The following is a 16,383-nucleotide window of genomic DNA, read 5'->3' as shown; positions in this document are numbered from 1 at the left end:
GCATCGCGGCGGGCGGGGGTCAGGCGTTGCGGGAGGCGGCTCTTTCGAAGGCGTCCAGCAGCGGTTGCAGGCGGGCGCCGCGGGTCTTCAGCGCAGCCTGGTTGACGATCAGGCGCGACGAGATGGGCATGACGTCTTCGACTGCGACCAGGTCGTTGGCGCGCAGCGTGCCGCCGGTGGACACCAGGTCGACGATGCAGTCGGCCAGGCCGACCAGCGGCGCCAGTTCCATCGAACCATACAGCTTGATGATATCCACGTACACACCCTTTGCCGCAAAGTGTTCACGGGCTGAGTGGACGTACTTGGTGGCCACGCGCAGGCGCGCACCCTGGTGCACGGCGCCTTCGTAGTCGAAGCCGTTGCGCACGGCCACGGCCAGGCGGCACTTGGCGATGTTCAGGTCGATGGGCTGGTACAGGCCGCCGGGCTGTTCCTTGGCGTGCTCGATCAGCACGTCCTTGCCCGCGATGCCCAGGTCGGCCGCGCCGTACTGCACGTAGGTCGGCACGTCGGAGGCGCGCACGATGATCAGGCGCAGGCCAGGGTCGCTGGTCGGCAGGATCAGCTTGCGCGAGCTCTCCGGGCTTTCGGTCACTTCGATGCCGGCCTCGGCCAGCAACGGCATGGTTTCTTCAAAAATCCGGCCCTTGGACAGGGCCAGGGTCAGGGGCTTCATCGTGGTGGCATTGTTCATTGCCGGGCAGCCTCAAAATGATCGGACCCAATCGGGGAGCAGCAAGCCGACGGCGCGGCGTGGGGGCTATTACTTTTCATGCCTGTTCCTTGCCGGTCACGCGTTGGATGTTCGCGCCCAGGGCGCGCAGTTTGACTTCCATCTGGTCGTAGCCACGGTCCAGATGGTAGATGCGGTCGACCAGCGTGTCGCCGTCGGCCGCCAGGCCGGCGATGACGAGGCTGGCCGAGGCGCGCAGGTCGGTGGCCATGACGGTGGCGCCCGACAGGCGCTTCACGCCGCGCACGATGGCGGTGTGGCCGTCGATGTCGATGTCGGCGCCCAGGCGGCGCAGTTCCTGCACGTGCATGTAGCGGTTCTCGAAAATCGTCTCGACGATGACCGAGGTACCGTCCGCCACGGCATTCAGCGCCATGACCTGCGCCTGCATGTCGGTGGCGAAGCCGGGGTATTCGTGCGTGCGCAAACCCACCGCTTTCGGGCGCGTGGACATGGCGCCGCGGATCCAGTCCGGGCCGGTTTCGATGGTCAGGCCGGCTTCGACCAGCTTGTCCAGCGTGGCGCCCAGGATGCCGGCGTCAGTGTTCTTCAGCACGATGTCGCCGCCCGCCGCGCCCACGGCGCACAGGAAGGTGCCGGCTTCGATGCGGTCGGAGATAACGCGGTGTTCGGCGCCGTGCAGGCGCTCGACCCCGTCGATCACGATGCGGTCCGTGCCGTGCCCCTGGATGCGGGCGCCCATTTTGATGAGCAATTCGGCCAGGTCGACCACTTCGGGTTCGCGCGCGGCGTTCTCCAGCACGGTCCGGCCGTCGGCCAGCACGGCCGCCATCAGCAGGTTCTCGGTGCCGGTGACGGTGACCATGTCGGTGCGCACGGAGGCGCCCTTCAGGCGCTTGGCGCGCGCGACGACAAAGCCGTGCTCGATGCTGATCTCGGCGCCCAGGGCGGCCAGGCCCTTGATGTGCTGATCCACCGGCCGCTGGCCGATGGTGCAACCGCCAGGCAGGCTCACGCGCGCTTCGCCGAAGCGGGCGAGCAGCGGGCCCAGCACCAGGATGGAGGCGCGCATCGTCTTGACCAGGTCGTACGGCGCTTCCAGGTTGTCGACGTGGTTGGCCTGCAGCGTGACCACGCCGTCCGTGCCGCGCTCGGCGCGCACGCCCATGCGGCCGAGCAGGCGCAGCATGGTGGCGGTGTCGTTCAGGTGCGGAACGTTGGCAAGCGTCAGCGCGTCGGCGGTCAGCAGACCCGCGCACAGGATCGGCAAGGCCGAATTCTTGGCGCCGGAAATCGAGATTTCGCCGCGTAGCGGCGCGCCGCCGGTGATGCGGAGCTTATCCATTACTTGCCTGCTTGCTGATATTCGCCAGGGGTCAGCGTGCGCATGGACAGTGCGTGGATCTCGGCCTTCATGCGGTCGCCGAGCGCGGCATAGACCATCTGATGGCGCTGGATCAGGCGCTTGCCTTCGAAGGCCGTGCTGACGATGACGGCGTCGAAATGCGAGCCGTCGCCCTGCACGTCAAGATGTTCACAGGGCAGGCCGTCCGCGATGTATTGGCGGACTTGCGCGGGAGTGGGAAGCATGGACGTCAGTTCCTGAGTTTGTAGCCGCTGGCCAGAAGCCGCAGCGCGTAAAGCGATAGCGCCAGGAACACCGCCGTCACCACCGCCAGGCTGCGCCAGGGCGAGACGTCCGACACCGCGAAGAATCCGTAGCGGAATCCGTCGATGGCGTAGAAGATGGGGTTCCAGTGGGACACGCTCTGCCAGAAGGGCGGCAACGTGTGGATGGAATAGAACACGCCGGACAGGAACGTCGCGGGCATGATCAGGAAATTCTGGAAGGCGGCCAGCTGGTCGAATTTTTCGGACCACAGGCCCGCGACCACGCCCAGCACGGCCATGATGCCGCAGGACAGCACGGCAAAGACCAGCAACCACAGCGGGTTGGCGGGGATCAGCGATACGAAGAACAGCGCCACGGCCCAGACGCACAGCCCCACGGCCAGGCCGCGCACGATGGCCGCCAGCACGAAGGCGCCGAACATGTCGCGGTGCGACAGCGGCGGCAGCAGCATGAAGACCAGGTTGCCGGTGATGCGGCTTTGGATCAATGACGACGACGGGTTGGCAAACGCGTTCTGCAGCATGCTCATCATCATGAGCCCGGGGATCAGGAACGCTGTGTAAGGCACCGTGCCGTACACCATCAGGCGCCCTTCCAGCACGTGCGCGAACACCAGCAGGTACAGCAGCGCCGTGATCACGGGGGCGGCGATGGTCTGGAAGCCGACCTTCCAGAAGCGCAGCAATTCCTTGCGCAGCAGGGTCGGGAAACCGGAGCCCGCGTCCAGGCGGGGCTGCACCAGCGGTTGGCTGGCGGTCGCGTTGGGCGGCGTCATGAGGAAATCTCTTCGGGTTGCAGGGCGGGCGCGGCGGGCTCGTCGCCCTGATGCATGATGCGCACGAACGCGTCTTCCAGATCGACGCCGCCGACGCGAGCCATCAGGGCCTGCGTGGTGTCCAGCGCCACGATCCGGCCGCGCTTGAGCATGGCGATGCGGCCGCACAGGGCTTCCGCTTCTTCCAGGTAGTGCGTGGTCAGCATGATGGTGTGGCCCGCCTTGTTCAAGCGCGAGATGAACTCCCACAACGTGCGGCGCAAGTCCACGTCCACGCCTGCGGTGGGTTCATCCAGCACGATCACGGGGGGACGGTGCACCAGCGCCTGCGCCACCAGCACGCGGCGTTTCATGCCGCCGGACAGCGCGCGCATGTTGTTGTCGGCTTTGTCGGCCAGGCCCAGGTTGAACAGAATCTCGTCGATCCAGTCGTCGTTGTTGCGCAGGCCGAAGTAGCCGGACTGGATACGCAGGGTCTCGCGCACCGTGAAGAACGGGTCGTAGACCAGCTCTTGCGGCACCACGCCCAGCGCGCGCCGCGCCGACTTGTAGTCGGCCACGACGTCGTAACCACAGACGGTGGCCCGTCCGGACGACGCGTGCGCCAGGCCGGCCAGGATCGAGATCAGGGTGGTCTTGCCCGCGCCGTTCGGGCCTAGCAGGCCAAAGAACTCGCCGTGCTCGATGTTCAGGCTGACATGGTCCAGCGCCTGAAAGCCGGGGGCGGGCGTGCGCCCAAGCAACTTCTGCCAGCCACGCTGGCGTGGCGAGTAGACCTTGGAGACGTTTTCTAGACTGACGGCTGACATGACGGCGGGGGGCTGCCCGGAAAGAGCGAATTGATCATTATATAAGCGCACCGAGGCGGCAAGCGCCTATGGCCCCGGCAGCCGTAGGGATGGCGGCCTCATCCGTCCCTTAAATAATCAGCCCGGCGGGCCGCTAGGGGCGCGCCGGGCCGGAGGCAGCCGGAACCGGGGAATTACTGGTTGCGCTGGTTCAACGCCTTGATCAGGCCGTCGATGCCGTTCTGGTTGATCTGCTGCGCGAACTGGTTGCGGTAGTTCTCGATCAGCCAGATGCCTTCGACGTTCATGTCGTAGATCTTCCAGCCTTGCGGCGTCTTTTCCAGACGGTAGTCCACGCCCGTGGGCTGGCCGTTGTCCTGGCTGATCAGGGTGCGCACGACCACGTCGTCGGCCTTGGGATCGCCGCGGAACGGCAGGGCCTTGACGGTGGTGGTGGGCGTGACGCGGGTCAGCGCGCCGCTGTAGGTGCGCACCAGCGTGCCGCGGAACGCGTCGGCCAGGGCCGTCTTCTGCTGCTCCGTCGCCTGGCGCCAGTAGCGACCGGCGGACAGGCGGGTCGTTTTCTGGAAATTGACGTAGGGCAGGATGTGCTGGTTGACGACGTCGTTGATGCGGGCGGTGTTGCCGGCTTTGACGGCGCCGTCCGCTTTCAGCACGTCAAGGGCCTCATTGGCCGTGGCGATGACGAATTGGTCCGGAGGACCGTTGGGGTTGGGCTTGGCCTGCGCGGCGCCAGCCGCGGCAAGGCCCAGCAGGCCTGCGAAGGCCAACCGTTGCAACAGGGAAATAAAAGCAAATCGCATCAAAACTCCTTACTGTACCGATGAACGCAAGCGACAGCTTACTTGGTTGCCGGCGCGGGCGCCGGAGCGCCCTGGGCCGGGGCGTCGCCGTCGTCGTCCTCGTAGTTGGGCAGCGCATCGTCATCGTTCACGCGGTGGCCAAGCACCATGGCGTTGCGGCGCTGCAGGTAGGCATCGCGGATGAAGCTGTACGGATCCAGCGCGACGCGGTCGATCGTGTCGGTGGCGCTGAGCAGGCTGGCGCGCGTATCGACGACGCGCAGGCCCCACAGCGAGTTGCGCAGGCGCACGTTGTCGATGGAGTCGACGCCCATGTAGCCGTAGGTCGTGCCGTAGTAATCGCCGATCAGGCCCGCGCCGTCGCGCACCGTGGACGAGCCGAAGATCGGCAGCACCAGGTACGGGCCCTGGCCGAAGCCCCACACGCCCAGCGTCGTGCCGAAGTCGTTCGGGATCTTGCGCGCGCCGTTGGCCGAGGCGACGTCGAAGCAGCCGCCCACGCCCATCGTGGTGTTGAACAAGAACCGGCCCAGCGTGTTCACGAAGTCGTGGCCGCGGCCTTGCAGAAAGCTGTTGGCGCCCGACCAGAGGTCGCCGACGTTGCTGAAGATGTTGTGAACGCAGCTGCGCACGGGCTGCGGCGTGACATAGGTGTAGGCCTGGGCCACCGGCTTGAAGACCGCGCGGTCGACCGTGTCGTTGAACTTGTAGACGCCCCGGTTGAAGCCTTCCCACGGATCGCGTGGATCCGGGTTCTGCGGCGCGGCGCAGCCGGCCATCAGTGCACCCGCCGCTGCGATGGTGGCGATTCGGGAAAGTGCGTTCTTGTTCATGATCAGGACATTCCTATCAACGATTCTTATGATGTTGCGATGGTGAAGCGCAGCCCGTTACGGCGTCTTTCGCATCGTCTTCAATTTGGCGCTTTCGCGGCGGGTTCGGCTTCAGAGGCCGCGCCCTGCTTCTCGGCGGAGCCGTACAGGAACTGGCTGATCAGCTGCTCCAGAACGACCGCGCTTTGTGTATAGCGGATTTTTCCGCCGTCGGTAAAGTTCTCTTCTTCGCTGCCCGCCGTCAGGCCCAGGTACTGTTCACCCAGCAATCCGGACGTGAGGATCGATGCCGACGTGTCTTTTGGGAACTGATAGGCTTTTTCCAGGTTCACCGAGACGACCGCCTGGAAGGTCTTGTCGTCGAAGGTGATGCTGGACACGCGGCCCACGACGACGCCGGCGCTTTTGACTGCCGCGCGCGGCTTGAGGCCGCCTACGTTATCGAAATTGGCCGATAGCGTATAGGTCGGGGCGAAGGAAAACGTGCTGAGGTTGCCGGCGCGCAACGCCAGGAATACCAGCGCGATCGCGCCCAGCAGTACAAACAGGCCTACCCAGAAGTCGGTTTTTTCGCGTGACATGATCGATCCGTTTCAATTTCCAAACATCAAGGCAGTGAGCAGGAAGTCCAGCCCAAGTACTGCCAAGGAGCCCACCACCACGGTGCGCGTGGTGGCGCGGGCTACGCCTTCGGGCGTGGGCCGGGCCTGCCAGCCTTCGTAGAGCGCCACCAGCGTTACCGTGACGCCGAACACCACGCTCTTGATGACGCCGTTGGCCACGTCGTTCCAGACGTCCACGCCGTTTTGCATCTGTGACCAGAACGCGCCTGCGTCCACGCCGATCATCACGACACCGACGACCCAGCCGCCCAGGATGCCCACCATGGAGAACACCGCCGCAAGGATGGGCATGGCGATGATGCCGCCCCACAGGCGCGGCACCAGCACGCGACGGATCGGGTCGACGGCCATGACTTCCATGGCCGATAGTTGCTCGCCGGCTTTCATCAGGCCGATCTCGGCGGTCAGCGAGGTGCCCGCGCGCCCGGCGAACAGCAACGCCGTCACGACAGGCCCCAGCTCACGCACAAGCGACAAGGCCACCAGCAGGCCAAGCGCTTCTTCGGAACCGTAGCGGTTCAGGGTGTAGTAGCCCTGCAGCCCCAGCACGAAGCCGACGAACATGCCCGACACGGCGATGATCAGCAGCGAATAGTTGCCGATGAAATGGACTTGCTGCGACACCAGGCGCGGGCGCGAGAAGACGATGCCGCTGCGCGCCAGCATGCCGGCGAAGAACCGGGTGAAGTAGCCGATGCCGGATACGGTGCCGCGCACCCAGCCGCCGAGCGCGCTGACGGGATTGTTGGAGCCGCTCATGCTTTGCGCCCTTTCTGTTCGGAAAGCCACTTTTGGAAGGCCGGCGTTTCCGGGTATTGGAACGCGACCGGGCCGTCGGGCTGGCCTTTCAGGAATTGCTGCACATAAGGGTCTTGCGACGCCGACAGCGTTTCCGGCGTGCCGGCGGCGGCCAACTTGCCTTGGCCCACCAGATACACCTGGTCGGCGATGGCGAAGGATTCCTGCACGTCGTGGGTGATCAGCACCGACGCGCATCCCAGGCGGTCGGCCAGGCTGCGGATCAGGCGGGCCGTGATGCCCAGCGAGATCGGGTCCAGTCCGGCGAAGGGTTCGTCGTACAGGATCAGTTCGGGTTCCAGCACCACGGCGCGGGCCAGGGCGACGCGGCGCGCCATGCCGCCCGAGATCTCGGCCACTCTCAGGTGCGCGGCGGCACGCAGGCCGACGGCGTCGAGTTTGTCGAGTACACGGTCGGTGACGTCGGATTCGGACAGTTTGGTGTGTTCGCGCAGCGGGAACGCGACGTTCTCGAACACATTCAGGTCGGTGAACAGCGCGCCCTGCTGGAACAGCACGCCCATGCGCTTGCGCAGGGATTGCAGTTCGGCCGGGGTGGCGCGCCCGATGTCCTGCCCAAACGCCAGGACCCGGCCCTGCTGCGCGACGAGCTGGCCGGTGGCCGCCCGCAACAGCGTGGTCTTGCCGGAACCCGAGCCGCCCATGACGGCGACCACTTGGCCCGCACGCACGTCCATGGAGATGTCGCGCAAGACGGTGAAATCACCGTAGCCTAGCGCCACACCTTCCAGGCGCAGGGCGAATTCCGGGGTGCTGCTTGTTTGAGCGGGCATGGGCAACGAAAAGGGTGTTTTGCGAGGACCAAGGCGGACTCTGGCCCCCAGCGGCGAGGCGCCATTGTAGCCCGACGCTTTGTAATCACAATGCGATACACCGCGGATGGAACAGTGTTTTCGGTGTCAGGGACAATCGCCCGCCCCGCGGCCGCCCCGGAAGGGGCAGCCGCGCCGTGCCCGCCCGGCGGTCAGCGGCGCGCCTGGGCCGCCACGGTTTCGCGGGCCAGCCGCTGGACCAGGTCCGCCGTGCTTTCGCGGCGGGCCAACGGCGCGGCCTGGCCCGCCCAGAGAGACAGCACGTTGATGTTGCCGGCTTTGCCGCCGGCCGTGCGCATGGGGCGCGTCAGCGCATTCTGCAGGGGATACGGCAGGATGTCGGCGGCGAGCGCGTCGGCGTCCCGCATGAAGGCGTTGGAGATGCCGCGCGCCGGGCGTCCCGAAAAAGCCCGGGTGACGCGGGACTGCTCGGAGCGCGATGCCGGCAGCACGGCCTTGTAGGCGTCGCTGATGCCGGATTCATGTGTGGTGAGGAAGGCCGTCCCCATTTGTGCGGCGTCTGCACCCAGCGCCAGGGCGGCGGCGATGCCGCGGCCGTCCATGATGCCGCCGGAGGCGATCACCGGCACGGAAATCGCATCGGCTATCTGCGGCGCAAGCGCCATGGTGCCAATCAGCGATTGTTCGAAATCATCCAGGAAGGTGCCGCGGTGCCCGCCCGCTTCGGCGCCCTGTGCCACGACGGCGTCCACGCCGTCCTGTTCCAGCGCGACCGCCTCGCGCACGGTGGTCGCCGTGCCGATGGTCAGGATGCCCAGTTCGCGGCAGCGTGCCAGCACGTCGGCCGGGATCCGGCCAAAGGTAAAGCTGAAGACCGCCGGGCGCAGCCGGAGAACGGCCTCGATCTGCCCGGGCAGCGGATCGGGTTGCGGCCCGGGCGCCACGGGGGCCGGCAGCCCCAATTGTTCGTGGTAACGGGCCATCAGGGCCAGCATGCGGCCCGTGTCGCCCTGCATGGGCTGGTCCGCTACGGACGCGAAGAGGTTGATGGCGAACGGCCGCGGCGTGCGGGCGCGGATATCGGCCGCCGCCGCCTCGATCTGCTCGGGGCTCATGTAGGCCGCCCCGAGCGATCCCAGGACACCCGCTTTCGACGCCTCGGACACCAGTTCCACCGTCGTTGCGCCGCCCGCCATGGGGGCCTGGATGATGGGATGGTCCAACTTCAGAAGGTCAAGCAGACGGGTGGCCATGGGAAGACTCCTAAAGGTTATTGAAGCTGGATGTTCCCAGCCTTGATGACGTGGGCCCACTTCTCGGTTTCGCTCTTGATGAAGGCTGCGAATTCCTCGGGCGTGCCGCCGCCGGCCTGGCTGCCGGTGTCGGCGATGGCTTTCTGCACATCCGGCTCTTTCAGGATGCGGTTGAATTCGGCGTTCAGCTTCGCGATGATCGGGGCCGGCGTGCCGGCGGGGGCGACGATGCCCTGCCAGTTGTAGGACTCGAAGCCCGGCAGGCCGGATTCGGCCATCGTGGGCACATCGGGCAGCACGGCCAGGCGCTTGGCGGACGTCACGGCGATGGGGTGGATCTTGGCGCCCTGGATGGCAGGCAGCGCGGAATAGCCCATTTCGAACATCATCGAGATATGACCGCCCATCAGGTCGGTCGCGGCCAGGCTGCCCCCCTTGTACGGCACGTGCACGATGTCGATCTTGGCCTGTTCGCGGAACATTTCACCCGACAGGTGGTGCGCGCCGCCCACGCCCGACGAACCGAAGGACAGCTTGCCGGGCTGCTTCTTGGCCAGCGCGATCAGGTCGGCCAGCGTCTTGACCGGCAGCTCGTTGTTCACGCTCAGGACCAGCGGGCTGTTTTCGATCAGGATGATGGGCGCCAGGTCCTTTTGCGGGTTGTAGGGCATTTCCTTCATCAAGGACGGGTTCACGGCCATCGGGGCCAAGTTGCCCGTGCCGATGGTGTAACCGTCGGGCGCGGCCTTGGCGATCAGGTTGGTGCCGACCACGCCGCCTGCGCCCGCCTTGTTTTCGACCACGATCGGCTGACCCAGCGTTTCGCCCAGCTTGCGCGCCAGCAGCCGCACGCGTGTGTCGGCGAAGCCGCCGGGCGCGTAGGGGACGATCATGGTGATCGGTTTGGCGGGCCAGTCGGCGGTCTGGGCCTGCGCGGCGCTGCTGAAAGCGGCAACCGCCGCCATGGTGGCGATCAGGGGGCGCAAAGATTTCATGCTGGGTGACTCCTCTTTCTTGTCTCTAATGTGTACAGCCTTGCGGGCCGATCGCATTATGCCCAGCGCCCATGTCTTCTGTCGTGATTTTTCCCAAGCGCCAGGCCGACAGCGCCAGCAGCGCCGCGCCGGCCCCCAGCACTTGCGGCAAGCCCGCGCCCCAGTGGGACGCCCACGAGGCCAACAGTGGCCCCAATATCTGTCCGGCGGCGAACGCGGCGGTCATGATGGCGGCGGCCCGGGGCGCGGCAGCGCCGGCAGCGCGCCGCGCGGTCAGCATGCCGGCCTGGGTGATCACCATGAACGTGCCGCCCACCAGCAGCGCGGCCACGATCACGGCCGCGATGTGGTGCCAGAGCGCCACGGCCAGCATGCCAATCGCCATCAGCGCCTGCGCGCCCTGCCAGACGCGCTTGTCGTCGCGGCCTCGCGCAAGCCTGGGCACCAGCAGGCAGGACACGGCCGCCGCCAGCCCGAACAGTGGCCAGGCCCAGCCGAAGACCGCCGGGTCTGCAATGACCTCCTTGGCCATTGCGGGCAGGAATGTGGCGGGAATGATGTAGCCCACCCCGAATACACCGTAGTGCAGCGCCAGGCGAGGAACCGCGCGGGATAGCCGGGCGGGTCGTGCGGCGGCGGCCGACGGCCGGCCCGAGGCGGCTGGTCGGTTCAGCCCAGGCCAGGCGATGACGGACAGGGCCAGCGTCAATCCACCCAGGGCCAGCCACATGCCGTCGGCACGGACGCCCCAGGCCATCAGCCCCAGACAGGCCAGCCCGGTCAGCGCGATGCCCGCGCCCACGCCGGCATAGGTCAGGCCCGCCGCAGCGGGTTCGCGCGGGTCGCCCGCCGGCACGGCCCGCCAGCCGGCCACGCAGATGAAGGCGCTGGCGCTGGCGTAGCCGGCGGCCAGTCGCAGCACACACCAGAACGCGACGTCGTGCATCAGCGGCATGGCCAGGGTCAGCAGCGCCACGGCCAGCAGGCTCAGCGCAAGCTGGCCCCGGGGGTGTCGCACCGGCCAGACCACGGCCGCCAGCGCGCCCAGCAGGTAACCGGCATAGTTGGCCGAGGCAATCCAGCTGCCCTGGGCCAGCGACAGGCCGCCTTCCTGTGCCATTAGCGGCCAGACGGGCGTAAAGGCGAAACGTCCGATCCCCATGGCGGCGGCCAGCGCCAGGGCGGCCGGCCAGGCCAGGCTGACGGCGCTGCGGGAGTCGGGAACGGAAGGGTAAGCAGGCGTTGACATGCGTCCACTCTACGGCTGTACTAATATCTTTAATAGTGAATTATTAAGAACATAGGTTCTTGAAATGAGAAATTTGGATCTCGACGCGTTGCAGATCTTCAAGGCGGTGGCCGACCAGGGCGGCGTGGCGCGCGCGGCCCAGCACCTGAACCGGGTGCAGTCCAATGTGTCGACCCGCTTGAAGCAATTGGAGGCCTCGCTGGAGGCCCCGCTCTTTCGCCGCCAGAACCGCCGGCTGGTGTTGTCGGACCAGGGGCGCGTGCTGCTGTCCTACGCGGATCGTCTATTGCGCCTGTCGGACGAGGCGCAGGCCGCGGTGCGTGACGGCGCACCGCAAGGCGTGCTGCGCATCGGCACCATGGAAAGCACGGCGGCCGCGCGCCTGCCGCCGATCCTGGCGGCGTATCACGCGGCCTGGCCGCAGGTGGGGATAGAACTTGTCACCGGCACGTCCGGCGCGTTGGCGGCCAAGGTGCGCAACTATGAAATCGACGCGGCGTTCGTGGCCCAGCCGTTTCCGGCCGATGGCCTGGCTGCCATGGATGCCTTCAAGGAAGACCTGACGCTGATTTCGCCGCTGGCTTGGGGCGAGATCGCGAGTGCCCGCGATCTGGGCGACCGTACGGTCATCGCGTTTGCGGCGGGGTGCTCGTATCGGCGCATCCTGGAATCGTGGTTGAACCACGAAGGCCTGGCGCCGGGGCGTGTGATGGAGTTCGCGTCGTACCACGCCATCGTGGCGTGCGTGGCGGCAGGCTCAGGTGTGGCCATCGTGCCGCGTTCGGTGCTGGCCGTCTTGGGAGCGGAACACTCGGTCTGTGTCAGCGCGCTGTCCGGCCCGTATGCGCACGCCCAGACCCAACTGGTCTGGCGTGCGGACGACGATACGCCTGCGCTGCAGGCGTTGCGCCAGCAATTGCAAGCTTAGGGAGAAGGGGGTTCAGAGGGCCTGCGAGGGCTTCTTCGGTATTTTTATCCGCACCCCCAACCTGTGAGGGCTGTGCCGCTTCAAATTTGACCCGGGTTTCCAGCCGACCCTTCTGCTTTTTTTGAGTGCCAAAAGTCTTTCCATGTCTCGACTTTTGCGCCTCAAGCAAGTGGTCTCAAAATGTGCGGCGCGCAACGATCTCCCAGACGATCTTCGGCAAGGCGTAGCGCTGAATCGCCATCTCCTGAACACTGCAAACTTCCCAACCTTCACGGAACAAAGAAAGTGCCGCCGCTTCATCGAAAAAGCGCTTCAATTGGCCGTGCACTAGATATAGATTCTCTTCAACGAAACAATGACCGACCGCGCCGAAATGGGCATCTCGCGTCGAGTTCACACGGCAAAGAAATATGCCACCAGGGGCAAGACACTCACGTATGCGCCACATCACCTCCTGCGTCTGCGTAGCGGAAAAGTAGTGCAATGACAGGCTTGCAATGATGCCCCTTGCGTCTTGAGCAGCCGGGGGAAACGGCTCGCGAAGATCCTGGCAATACAAGGACTGCGGGGAAATCCTGTTTCCCGCCGCGGCGATCGCCGCCGGCGAGCGATCAATACCGATCACCTGAAACCCTTCAGCGGCGAGCATTGCGAGGTCGGCGCCATTGCCGCAACCGAGTTCGACGACAACCCCGTCACCTACACTCTCGCGCAGCAAATGGATCCACGGCCGCAACCATTGATCGTGTGCCGGACCCCAGCGCCGCCCACGAAGAAACGCGGCGACGCTCAACATGGAGAAACTGAGCCGGTCGGCCCACATGACCGAGCGCGCCGGGTGATTTTTAGCTATGGTGAATCGCCGCACGTATGACTACCCGTTTCTCGCAGCAGAGGACTGCAACTTCCTGAACCCGGCCGCTGCCGCATCGCGGTGCAGCTCCGTCTGGACGAGACCTGGAGCGACGCATGACACCTTGATGCGGCTAAAAGCTGGAGCACGCCGTCCTGGCGCTCAACCATCTAGAACGGCCGGTTCGTATTATTTACGGATAAATGCTTAGAAGCGGTAACCAACGCCCAGCGTGGCCACCCACGGATCGATACGTGCGGTGCCGATGTGCTGGCCGTCCAGCTTCACCTTCGACCTGATGTCGATGTAGCGGATGTCGGCGTTCATGAACCAGCGTTCGTTGATCTTGAAGTCCGCGCCCAGTTGCGCGGCGACGCCCCAGGAATCGCCCAGCTTCAGGTCCGAACCCTTCAACGCGCCTTCGGCCTTGGTGTCGAAGAAGTGGGTGTAGTTGATGCCCACGCCGATGTACGGCTGGATCATGCTGTCCGGGAGGATGTGCCATTGCAGGCTGAGCGTGGGGGGCAACTGCTTGCTGGAGCCGATCTTGCCCAGGCCGCTGCCGCTGACGTCGTGCTGGAACGGCCAGGCGCCCAGCAGTTCGATGCCGATGTTGCGCGTCACCATGTAACCCAGCGTGAAGCTCGGGCGCACGTTGTTGTTGACGTCGAGTTTGACGCTGCCGTCCAGCACCGTGCCGTTGTTGGACGAAGGACGGACCTGTGTCACGCCCACGCGGAACAGCACGTCGCCTGCCTCATGAGCATGCGCGGGTGCGGCGAGTGCGCCGGCGGCGATCAGTCCGGCGATGGCGGTGGCGCGGATACGCCCGTTCAGCGAAAACATTTTTCTTCTCCGATCTTTCCATGAGGGTGAGACGACAGGTTCTCAAACCTGGCTCCTGGCCTGATTGATATGTGTCAAACCGTGAAAAGATGGAGCGCACCCGTGGCCGCCAGGCAACAAGAATCAGACGGATCCTACGTAAGCGCGACCATCTACGGAAATGATCATGTCGCGCGTCTGAATGCATTCGCCGCCTTGGCGCGGGGGCGCGAAGGCGGCGAATGGGGTATTGCCAGCGTCGGAAGGATCAGCGCGGCAATTCGCTAGCGCCCATCAGGTAGGCGTCCACCGAGCGCGCGCATTGGCGGCCTTCGCGGATGGCCCAGACCACCAGTGACTGGCCCCGGCGCATGTCGCCCGCGGCAAACACCTTTTCGACATTGGTGCGGTAGTCGTCGGTGTTGGCGCGCACGTTGCCGCGTGCGTCGCGGTCCACGCCGAACGCGTCCAGCACGGTCTGCACCGGCGACACGAAGCCCATGGCCAGCAGCACCAGGTCAGCCTTGATCTCGAATTCCGAGCCTTCGACTTCGCGCATCTTCATCTGGCCGGTGGCGTCGTCCTTGAACCATTCGACGCGGGCGCCGACCAGCTTTTCAACCTTGCCGTTGCTGCCCTTGAGCAGCTTGGTGGTGACGGACCAATCGCGTTCGCAGCCTTCTTCGTGGGAAGACGACGTGCGCATCTTCAGCGGCCAGTACGGCCACGTCATGGTCTTGTTTTCGGACTCGGGCGGCTGGGGCATCAGTTCAAACTGCGTGACCGAGGCTGCGCCGTGGCGGTTGCTGGTGCCCACGCAATCGGAACCCGTATCGCCGCCACCGATCACGACCACGTGCTTGCCCTTGGCCAGCGTCTGGTCGGTCAGTCGATCGCCGGCGACGGCCTTGTTCTGCTGACGCAGGAAGTCCATCGCGTAGTACACGCCCGACAGTTCGCGGCCCGGCACCGGCAGGTCGCGCGGGGTCTCGGAGCCGCCTGTCATGACGATCGCGTCGAATTCGGCCTTCAGCGAATCCGGCGTGCGCACCGTCAGGCCGTCGGCCACGGGGTCCTTCGGGTTGCCGATGTAGGTCGACGGCGCGAACTCCACGCCCTCGGCTTCCATCTGCGAGATGCGGCGGTCGATCTGGTGCTTTTCCAGCTTGAAATCGGGGATGCCGTAACGCAGCAGGCCGCCGATGCGGTCGCTCTTTTCGAACAGCGTCACCGAGTGGCCGGCGCGCGCCAACTGCTGCGCGCATGCCATGCCGGCGGGGCCGGAACCCACCACCGCGACCTTCTTGCCGGTCTTCTTGGCCGGCACCAGCGGCGCGACCCAACCCTCGGCCCAACCCTTGTCGATGATGGCGTGCTCGATGGACTTGATGCCGACAGCGTCGCTGTTGATGTTCAAGGTACAGGCGGCTTCACACGGCGCCGGGCAGATGCGGCCGGTGAACTCCGGGAAGTTATTGGTGGAGTGCAGCACGTCCAGCGCGCGGCGCCAGTCCTGCTTGTACACCAGGTCATTCCAGTCGGGGATGATGTTGTTGACCGGGCAGCCGTTGTTGCAGAACGGGATGCCGCAGTCCATGCAGCGCGCGGCTTGCTGCTTGGCCTGGTCGTCGGTCAGGTGCAGCACGAATTCGCGCCAGTTCTTCAGCCGCTTCTGCGGGGCCTCGGAGGCCTCCTGCAGACGCTGAAATTCCATAAAGCCGGTAATCTTTCCCATGGTATCCCTCACGCAGCCAGTTGTTGCTGGTTGGCTGCACGCCACATTTCACCCAATGCGCGACGGTAGTCCGTCGGCATGACCTTTACGAATTTGCCGCGCGAGGCTTCCCAGTCGCCCAGGATCTCGCGGGCGCGGTAGCTGCCGGTGTAGCGGAAGTGGTCTTCCACCAGGCGGCGCAGGATGGTTTCATCCGTCTCGCGTTCGCCACCGCGCTGCGCGCTGTGCCAGATGTCGATATTGTTCAGCGCTTGCTGTTCCGCATGCGGCGCCACGCCTTCCAGTTCCACCATCGACAGGTTGACGCGATGCTTGAGCGTGCGCTCCGGATCCCACACATACGCGACGCCGCCCGACATGCCGGCCGCGAAGTTGCGGCCCGTGGCGCCCAGCACCACGACCGTGCCGCCCGTCATGTATTCGCAGCCGTGGTCGCCCGTGCCTTCGACAACCGTCGCCGCGCCCGAGTTACGCACCGCGAAACGTTCGCCGGCCACGCCGTTGAAGAACGCCTCGCCCGCCAACGCGCCGTACAGCACGGTGTTGCCGGCAATGATGTGGTCGGGGCCGAAGCCGCGGAAGTCGTTGGGCGAGCGCACGATGATGCGTCCGCCGGACAAGCCCTTGCCGACGTAGTCGTTGCCTTCGCCCACCAGGTCCATCGTGATGCCGTGCGCCAGGAACGCGCCGAAGCTTTGGCCGGCGGTGCCGTTGCACTGGATGTGGATGGTGTCGTCCGGCAGGCCGTCGTGGCCGTAGCGCGAGGCCACGGCGCCCGCC

18 protein-coding genes are annotated in these 16,383 nt (G+C 65.7%); 1 reads left to right on the top strand and 17 read right to left on the bottom strand.

The window, feature by feature from the left end; genetic code table 11:
- Nucleotides 1–19: 19 nt before the first annotated feature.
- The 13 genes from hisG to ACE039_RS13170 all read right to left on the bottom strand — a co-directional run bounded on the left by hisG (nucleotide 20) and on the right by ACE039_RS13170 (nucleotide 11,262).
- Nucleotides 20–697, bottom strand: a complete 678-nt coding sequence (gene hisG / locus ACE039_RS13230) for an ATP phosphoribosyltransferase (protein WP_100853529.1) — start codon at nucleotides 695–697, stop codon at nucleotides 20–22.
- 76 nt (nucleotides 698–773) lie between these two features.
- Nucleotides 774–2,042, bottom strand: coding sequence for a UDP-N-acetylglucosamine 1-carboxyvinyltransferase (gene murA, locus ACE039_RS13225; RefSeq protein ID WP_485822574.1), 1,269 nt, complete (start codon nucleotides 2,040–2,042; stop codon nucleotides 774–776).
- Nucleotides 2,042–2,287: a BolA family protein gene (locus ACE039_RS13220; RefSeq protein ID WP_105560403.1), complete on the bottom strand. Its 246-nt coding sequence runs from the start codon at nucleotides 2,285–2,287 to the stop codon at nucleotides 2,042–2,044. Before ACE039_RS13220 ends, murA begins: the two co-directional genes overlap by 1 nt.
- Before the next feature lie 5 nt (nucleotides 2,288–2,292).
- Entirely contained in the window at nucleotides 2,293–3,105 is an 813-nt protein-coding gene (locus ACE039_RS13215; RefSeq protein ID WP_105560402.1) for an ABC transporter permease, read from the bottom strand.
- On the bottom strand, nucleotides 3,102–3,914 hold the full coding sequence (locus ACE039_RS13210) for an ABC transporter ATP-binding protein (protein WP_105560401.1): 813 nt from the start codon (nucleotides 3,912–3,914) through the stop codon (nucleotides 3,102–3,104). The genes ACE039_RS13215 and ACE039_RS13210 overlap by 4 nt, the downstream gene beginning before the upstream one ends.
- A gap of 173 nt (nucleotides 3,915–4,087) precedes the next feature.
- Entirely contained in the window at nucleotides 4,088–4,717 is a 630-nt protein-coding gene (locus ACE039_RS13205) for an MlaC/ttg2D family ABC transporter substrate-binding protein (RefSeq protein ID WP_448709916.1), read from the bottom strand.
- A 38-nt stretch (nucleotides 4,718–4,755) separates the two neighbouring features.
- The gene (locus ACE039_RS13200) at nucleotides 4,756–5,550 is read right to left on the bottom strand and encodes an MlaA family lipoprotein (protein ID WP_105560399.1); all 795 of its coding nucleotides are present in this window, start codon (nucleotides 5,548–5,550) and stop codon (nucleotides 4,756–4,758) included.
- Between the two features lie 80 nt (nucleotides 5,551–5,630).
- Nucleotides 5,631–6,131 carry an outer membrane lipid asymmetry maintenance protein MlaD gene (gene mlaD, locus ACE039_RS13195; protein WP_310033754.1) on the bottom strand — a complete coding sequence of 167 codons (501 nt, stop codon included), beginning with the start codon at nucleotides 6,129–6,131 and terminating at the stop codon, nucleotides 5,631–5,633.
- Nucleotides 6,132–6,143: 12 nt separating this feature from the next.
- Entirely contained in the window at nucleotides 6,144–6,932 is a 789-nt protein-coding gene (mlaE, locus tag ACE039_RS13190) for a lipid asymmetry maintenance ABC transporter permease subunit MlaE (protein WP_448709917.1), read from the bottom strand.
- Nucleotides 6,929–7,765 carry an ABC transporter ATP-binding protein gene (locus ACE039_RS13185; protein ID WP_485811487.1) on the bottom strand — a complete coding sequence of 279 codons (837 nt, stop codon included), beginning with the start codon at nucleotides 7,763–7,765 and terminating at the stop codon, nucleotides 6,929–6,931. Before ACE039_RS13185 ends, mlaE begins: the two co-directional genes overlap by 4 nt.
- Nucleotides 7,766–7,956: 191 nt before the next feature.
- On the bottom strand, nucleotides 7,957–9,018 hold the full coding sequence (locus ACE039_RS13180; protein ID WP_485822573.1) for an NAD(P)H-dependent flavin oxidoreductase: 1,062 nt from the start codon (nucleotides 9,016–9,018) through the stop codon (nucleotides 7,957–7,959).
- Nucleotides 9,019–9,035: 17 nt separating this feature from the next.
- The gene (locus tag ACE039_RS13175; RefSeq protein ID WP_448710001.1) at nucleotides 9,036–10,013 is read right to left on the bottom strand and encodes a Bug family tripartite tricarboxylate transporter substrate binding protein; all 978 of its coding nucleotides are present in this window, start codon (nucleotides 10,011–10,013) and stop codon (nucleotides 9,036–9,038) included.
- Nucleotides 10,014–10,038: 25 nt separating this feature from the next.
- Nucleotides 10,039–11,262 (bottom strand): YbfB/YjiJ family MFS transporter, encoded by a 1,224-nt coding sequence (locus tag ACE039_RS13170; RefSeq protein WP_485822572.1) that lies wholly within the window; start codon nucleotides 11,260–11,262, stop codon nucleotides 10,039–10,041.
- Nucleotides 11,263–11,326: 64 nt separating this feature from the next.
- Between ACE039_RS13170 and ACE039_RS13165 the strand changes: the two genes are divergently transcribed.
- Nucleotides 11,327–12,190, top strand: coding sequence for a LysR family transcriptional regulator (locus ACE039_RS13165; protein WP_485822571.1), 864 nt, complete (start codon nucleotides 11,327–11,329; stop codon nucleotides 12,188–12,190).
- 175 nt (nucleotides 12,191–12,365) lie between these two features.
- Here ACE039_RS13165 and ACE039_RS13160 read toward each other — a convergent pair whose 3' ends face one another.
- From ACE039_RS13160 to ACE039_RS13145, 4 genes are all read right to left on the bottom strand, one after another.
- Nucleotides 12,366–13,013, bottom strand: a complete 648-nt coding sequence (locus ACE039_RS13160; protein WP_485822570.1) for a class I SAM-dependent methyltransferase — start codon at nucleotides 13,011–13,013, stop codon at nucleotides 12,366–12,368.
- A 237-nt stretch (nucleotides 13,014–13,250) separates the two neighbouring features.
- Nucleotides 13,251–13,889, bottom strand: coding sequence for an OmpW/AlkL family protein (locus ACE039_RS13155; protein WP_105560391.1), 639 nt, complete (start codon nucleotides 13,887–13,889; stop codon nucleotides 13,251–13,253).
- Between the two features lie 247 nt (nucleotides 13,890–14,136).
- Nucleotides 14,137–15,603 carry a glutamate synthase subunit beta gene (locus ACE039_RS13150; RefSeq protein ID WP_105560390.1) on the bottom strand — a complete coding sequence of 489 codons (1,467 nt, stop codon included), beginning with the start codon at nucleotides 15,601–15,603 and terminating at the stop codon, nucleotides 14,137–14,139.
- Nucleotides 15,604–15,611: 8 nt separating this feature from the next.
- A partial coding sequence (locus ACE039_RS13145) for a GltB/FmdC/FwdC-like GXGXG domain-containing protein (protein WP_485821003.1) occupies nucleotides 15,612–16,383 on the bottom strand: 772 nt, incomplete at its 5' end.

The organism is Achromobacter maghribensis (genome assembly GCF_057334215.1).
The sequence above is the reverse complement of the archived record's forward strand: the minus strand, read 5'-3'. Positions and strand labels throughout refer to the sequence as shown.

Coding starts and splice junctions, on each gene's coding strand:
- ACE039_RS13185 (WP_485811487.1), bottom strand. CDS start 7,765: ATGCCCGCTCAAACAAGCAGCACCCCGGAATTCGCCCTGCGCCTGGAA.
- ACE039_RS13160 (WP_485822570.1), bottom strand. CDS start 13,013: ATGTGGGCCGACCGGCTCAGTTTCTCCATGTTGAGCGTCGCCGCGTTT.
- mlaE (WP_448709917.1), bottom strand. CDS start 6,932: ATGAGCGGCTCCAACAATCCCGTCAGCGCGCTCGGCGGCTGGGTGCGC.
- ACE039_RS13180 (WP_485822573.1), bottom strand. CDS start 9,018: ATGGCCACCCGTCTGCTTGACCTTCTGAAGTTGGACCATCCCATCATC.
- murA (WP_485822574.1), bottom strand. CDS start 2,042: ATGGATAAGCTCCGCATCACCGGCGGCGCGCCGCTACGCGGCGAAATC.
- ACE039_RS13210 (WP_105560401.1), bottom strand. CDS start 3,914: ATGTCAGCCGTCAGTCTAGAAAACGTCTCCAAGGTCTACTCGCCACGC.
- ACE039_RS13200 (WP_105560399.1), bottom strand. CDS start 5,550: ATGAACAAGAACGCACTTTCCCGAATCGCCACCATCGCAGCGGCGGGT.
- ACE039_RS13170 (WP_485822572.1), bottom strand. CDS start 11,262: ATGTCAACGCCTGCTTACCCTTCCGTTCCCGACTCCCGCAGCGCCGTC.
- ACE039_RS13175 (WP_448710001.1), bottom strand. CDS start 10,013: ATGAAATCTTTGCGCCCCCTGATCGCCACCATGGCGGCGGTTGCCGCT.
- hisG (WP_100853529.1), bottom strand. CDS start 697: ATGAACAATGCCACCACGATGAAGCCCCTGACCCTGGCCCTGTCCAAG.
- ACE039_RS13165 (WP_485822571.1), top strand. CDS start 11,327: ATGAGAAATTTGGATCTCGACGCGTTGCAGATCTTCAAGGCGGTGGCC.
- ACE039_RS13155 (WP_105560391.1), bottom strand. CDS start 13,889: ATGTTTTCGCTGAACGGGCGTATCCGCGCCACCGCCATCGCCGGACTG.
- ACE039_RS13150 (WP_105560390.1), bottom strand. CDS start 15,603: ATGGGAAAGATTACCGGCTTTATGGAATTTCAGCGTCTGCAGGAGGCC.
- mlaD (WP_310033754.1), bottom strand. CDS start 6,131: ATGTCACGCGAAAAAACCGACTTCTGGGTAGGCCTGTTTGTACTGCTG.
- ACE039_RS13215 (WP_105560402.1), bottom strand. CDS start 3,105: ATGACGCCGCCCAACGCGACCGCCAGCCAACCGCTGGTGCAGCCCCGC.
- ACE039_RS13220 (WP_105560403.1), bottom strand. CDS start 2,287: ATGCTTCCCACTCCCGCGCAAGTCCGCCAATACATCGCGGACGGCCTG.
- ACE039_RS13205 (WP_448709916.1), bottom strand. CDS start 4,717: ATGCGATTTGCTTTTATTTCCCTGTTGCAACGGTTGGCCTTCGCAGGC.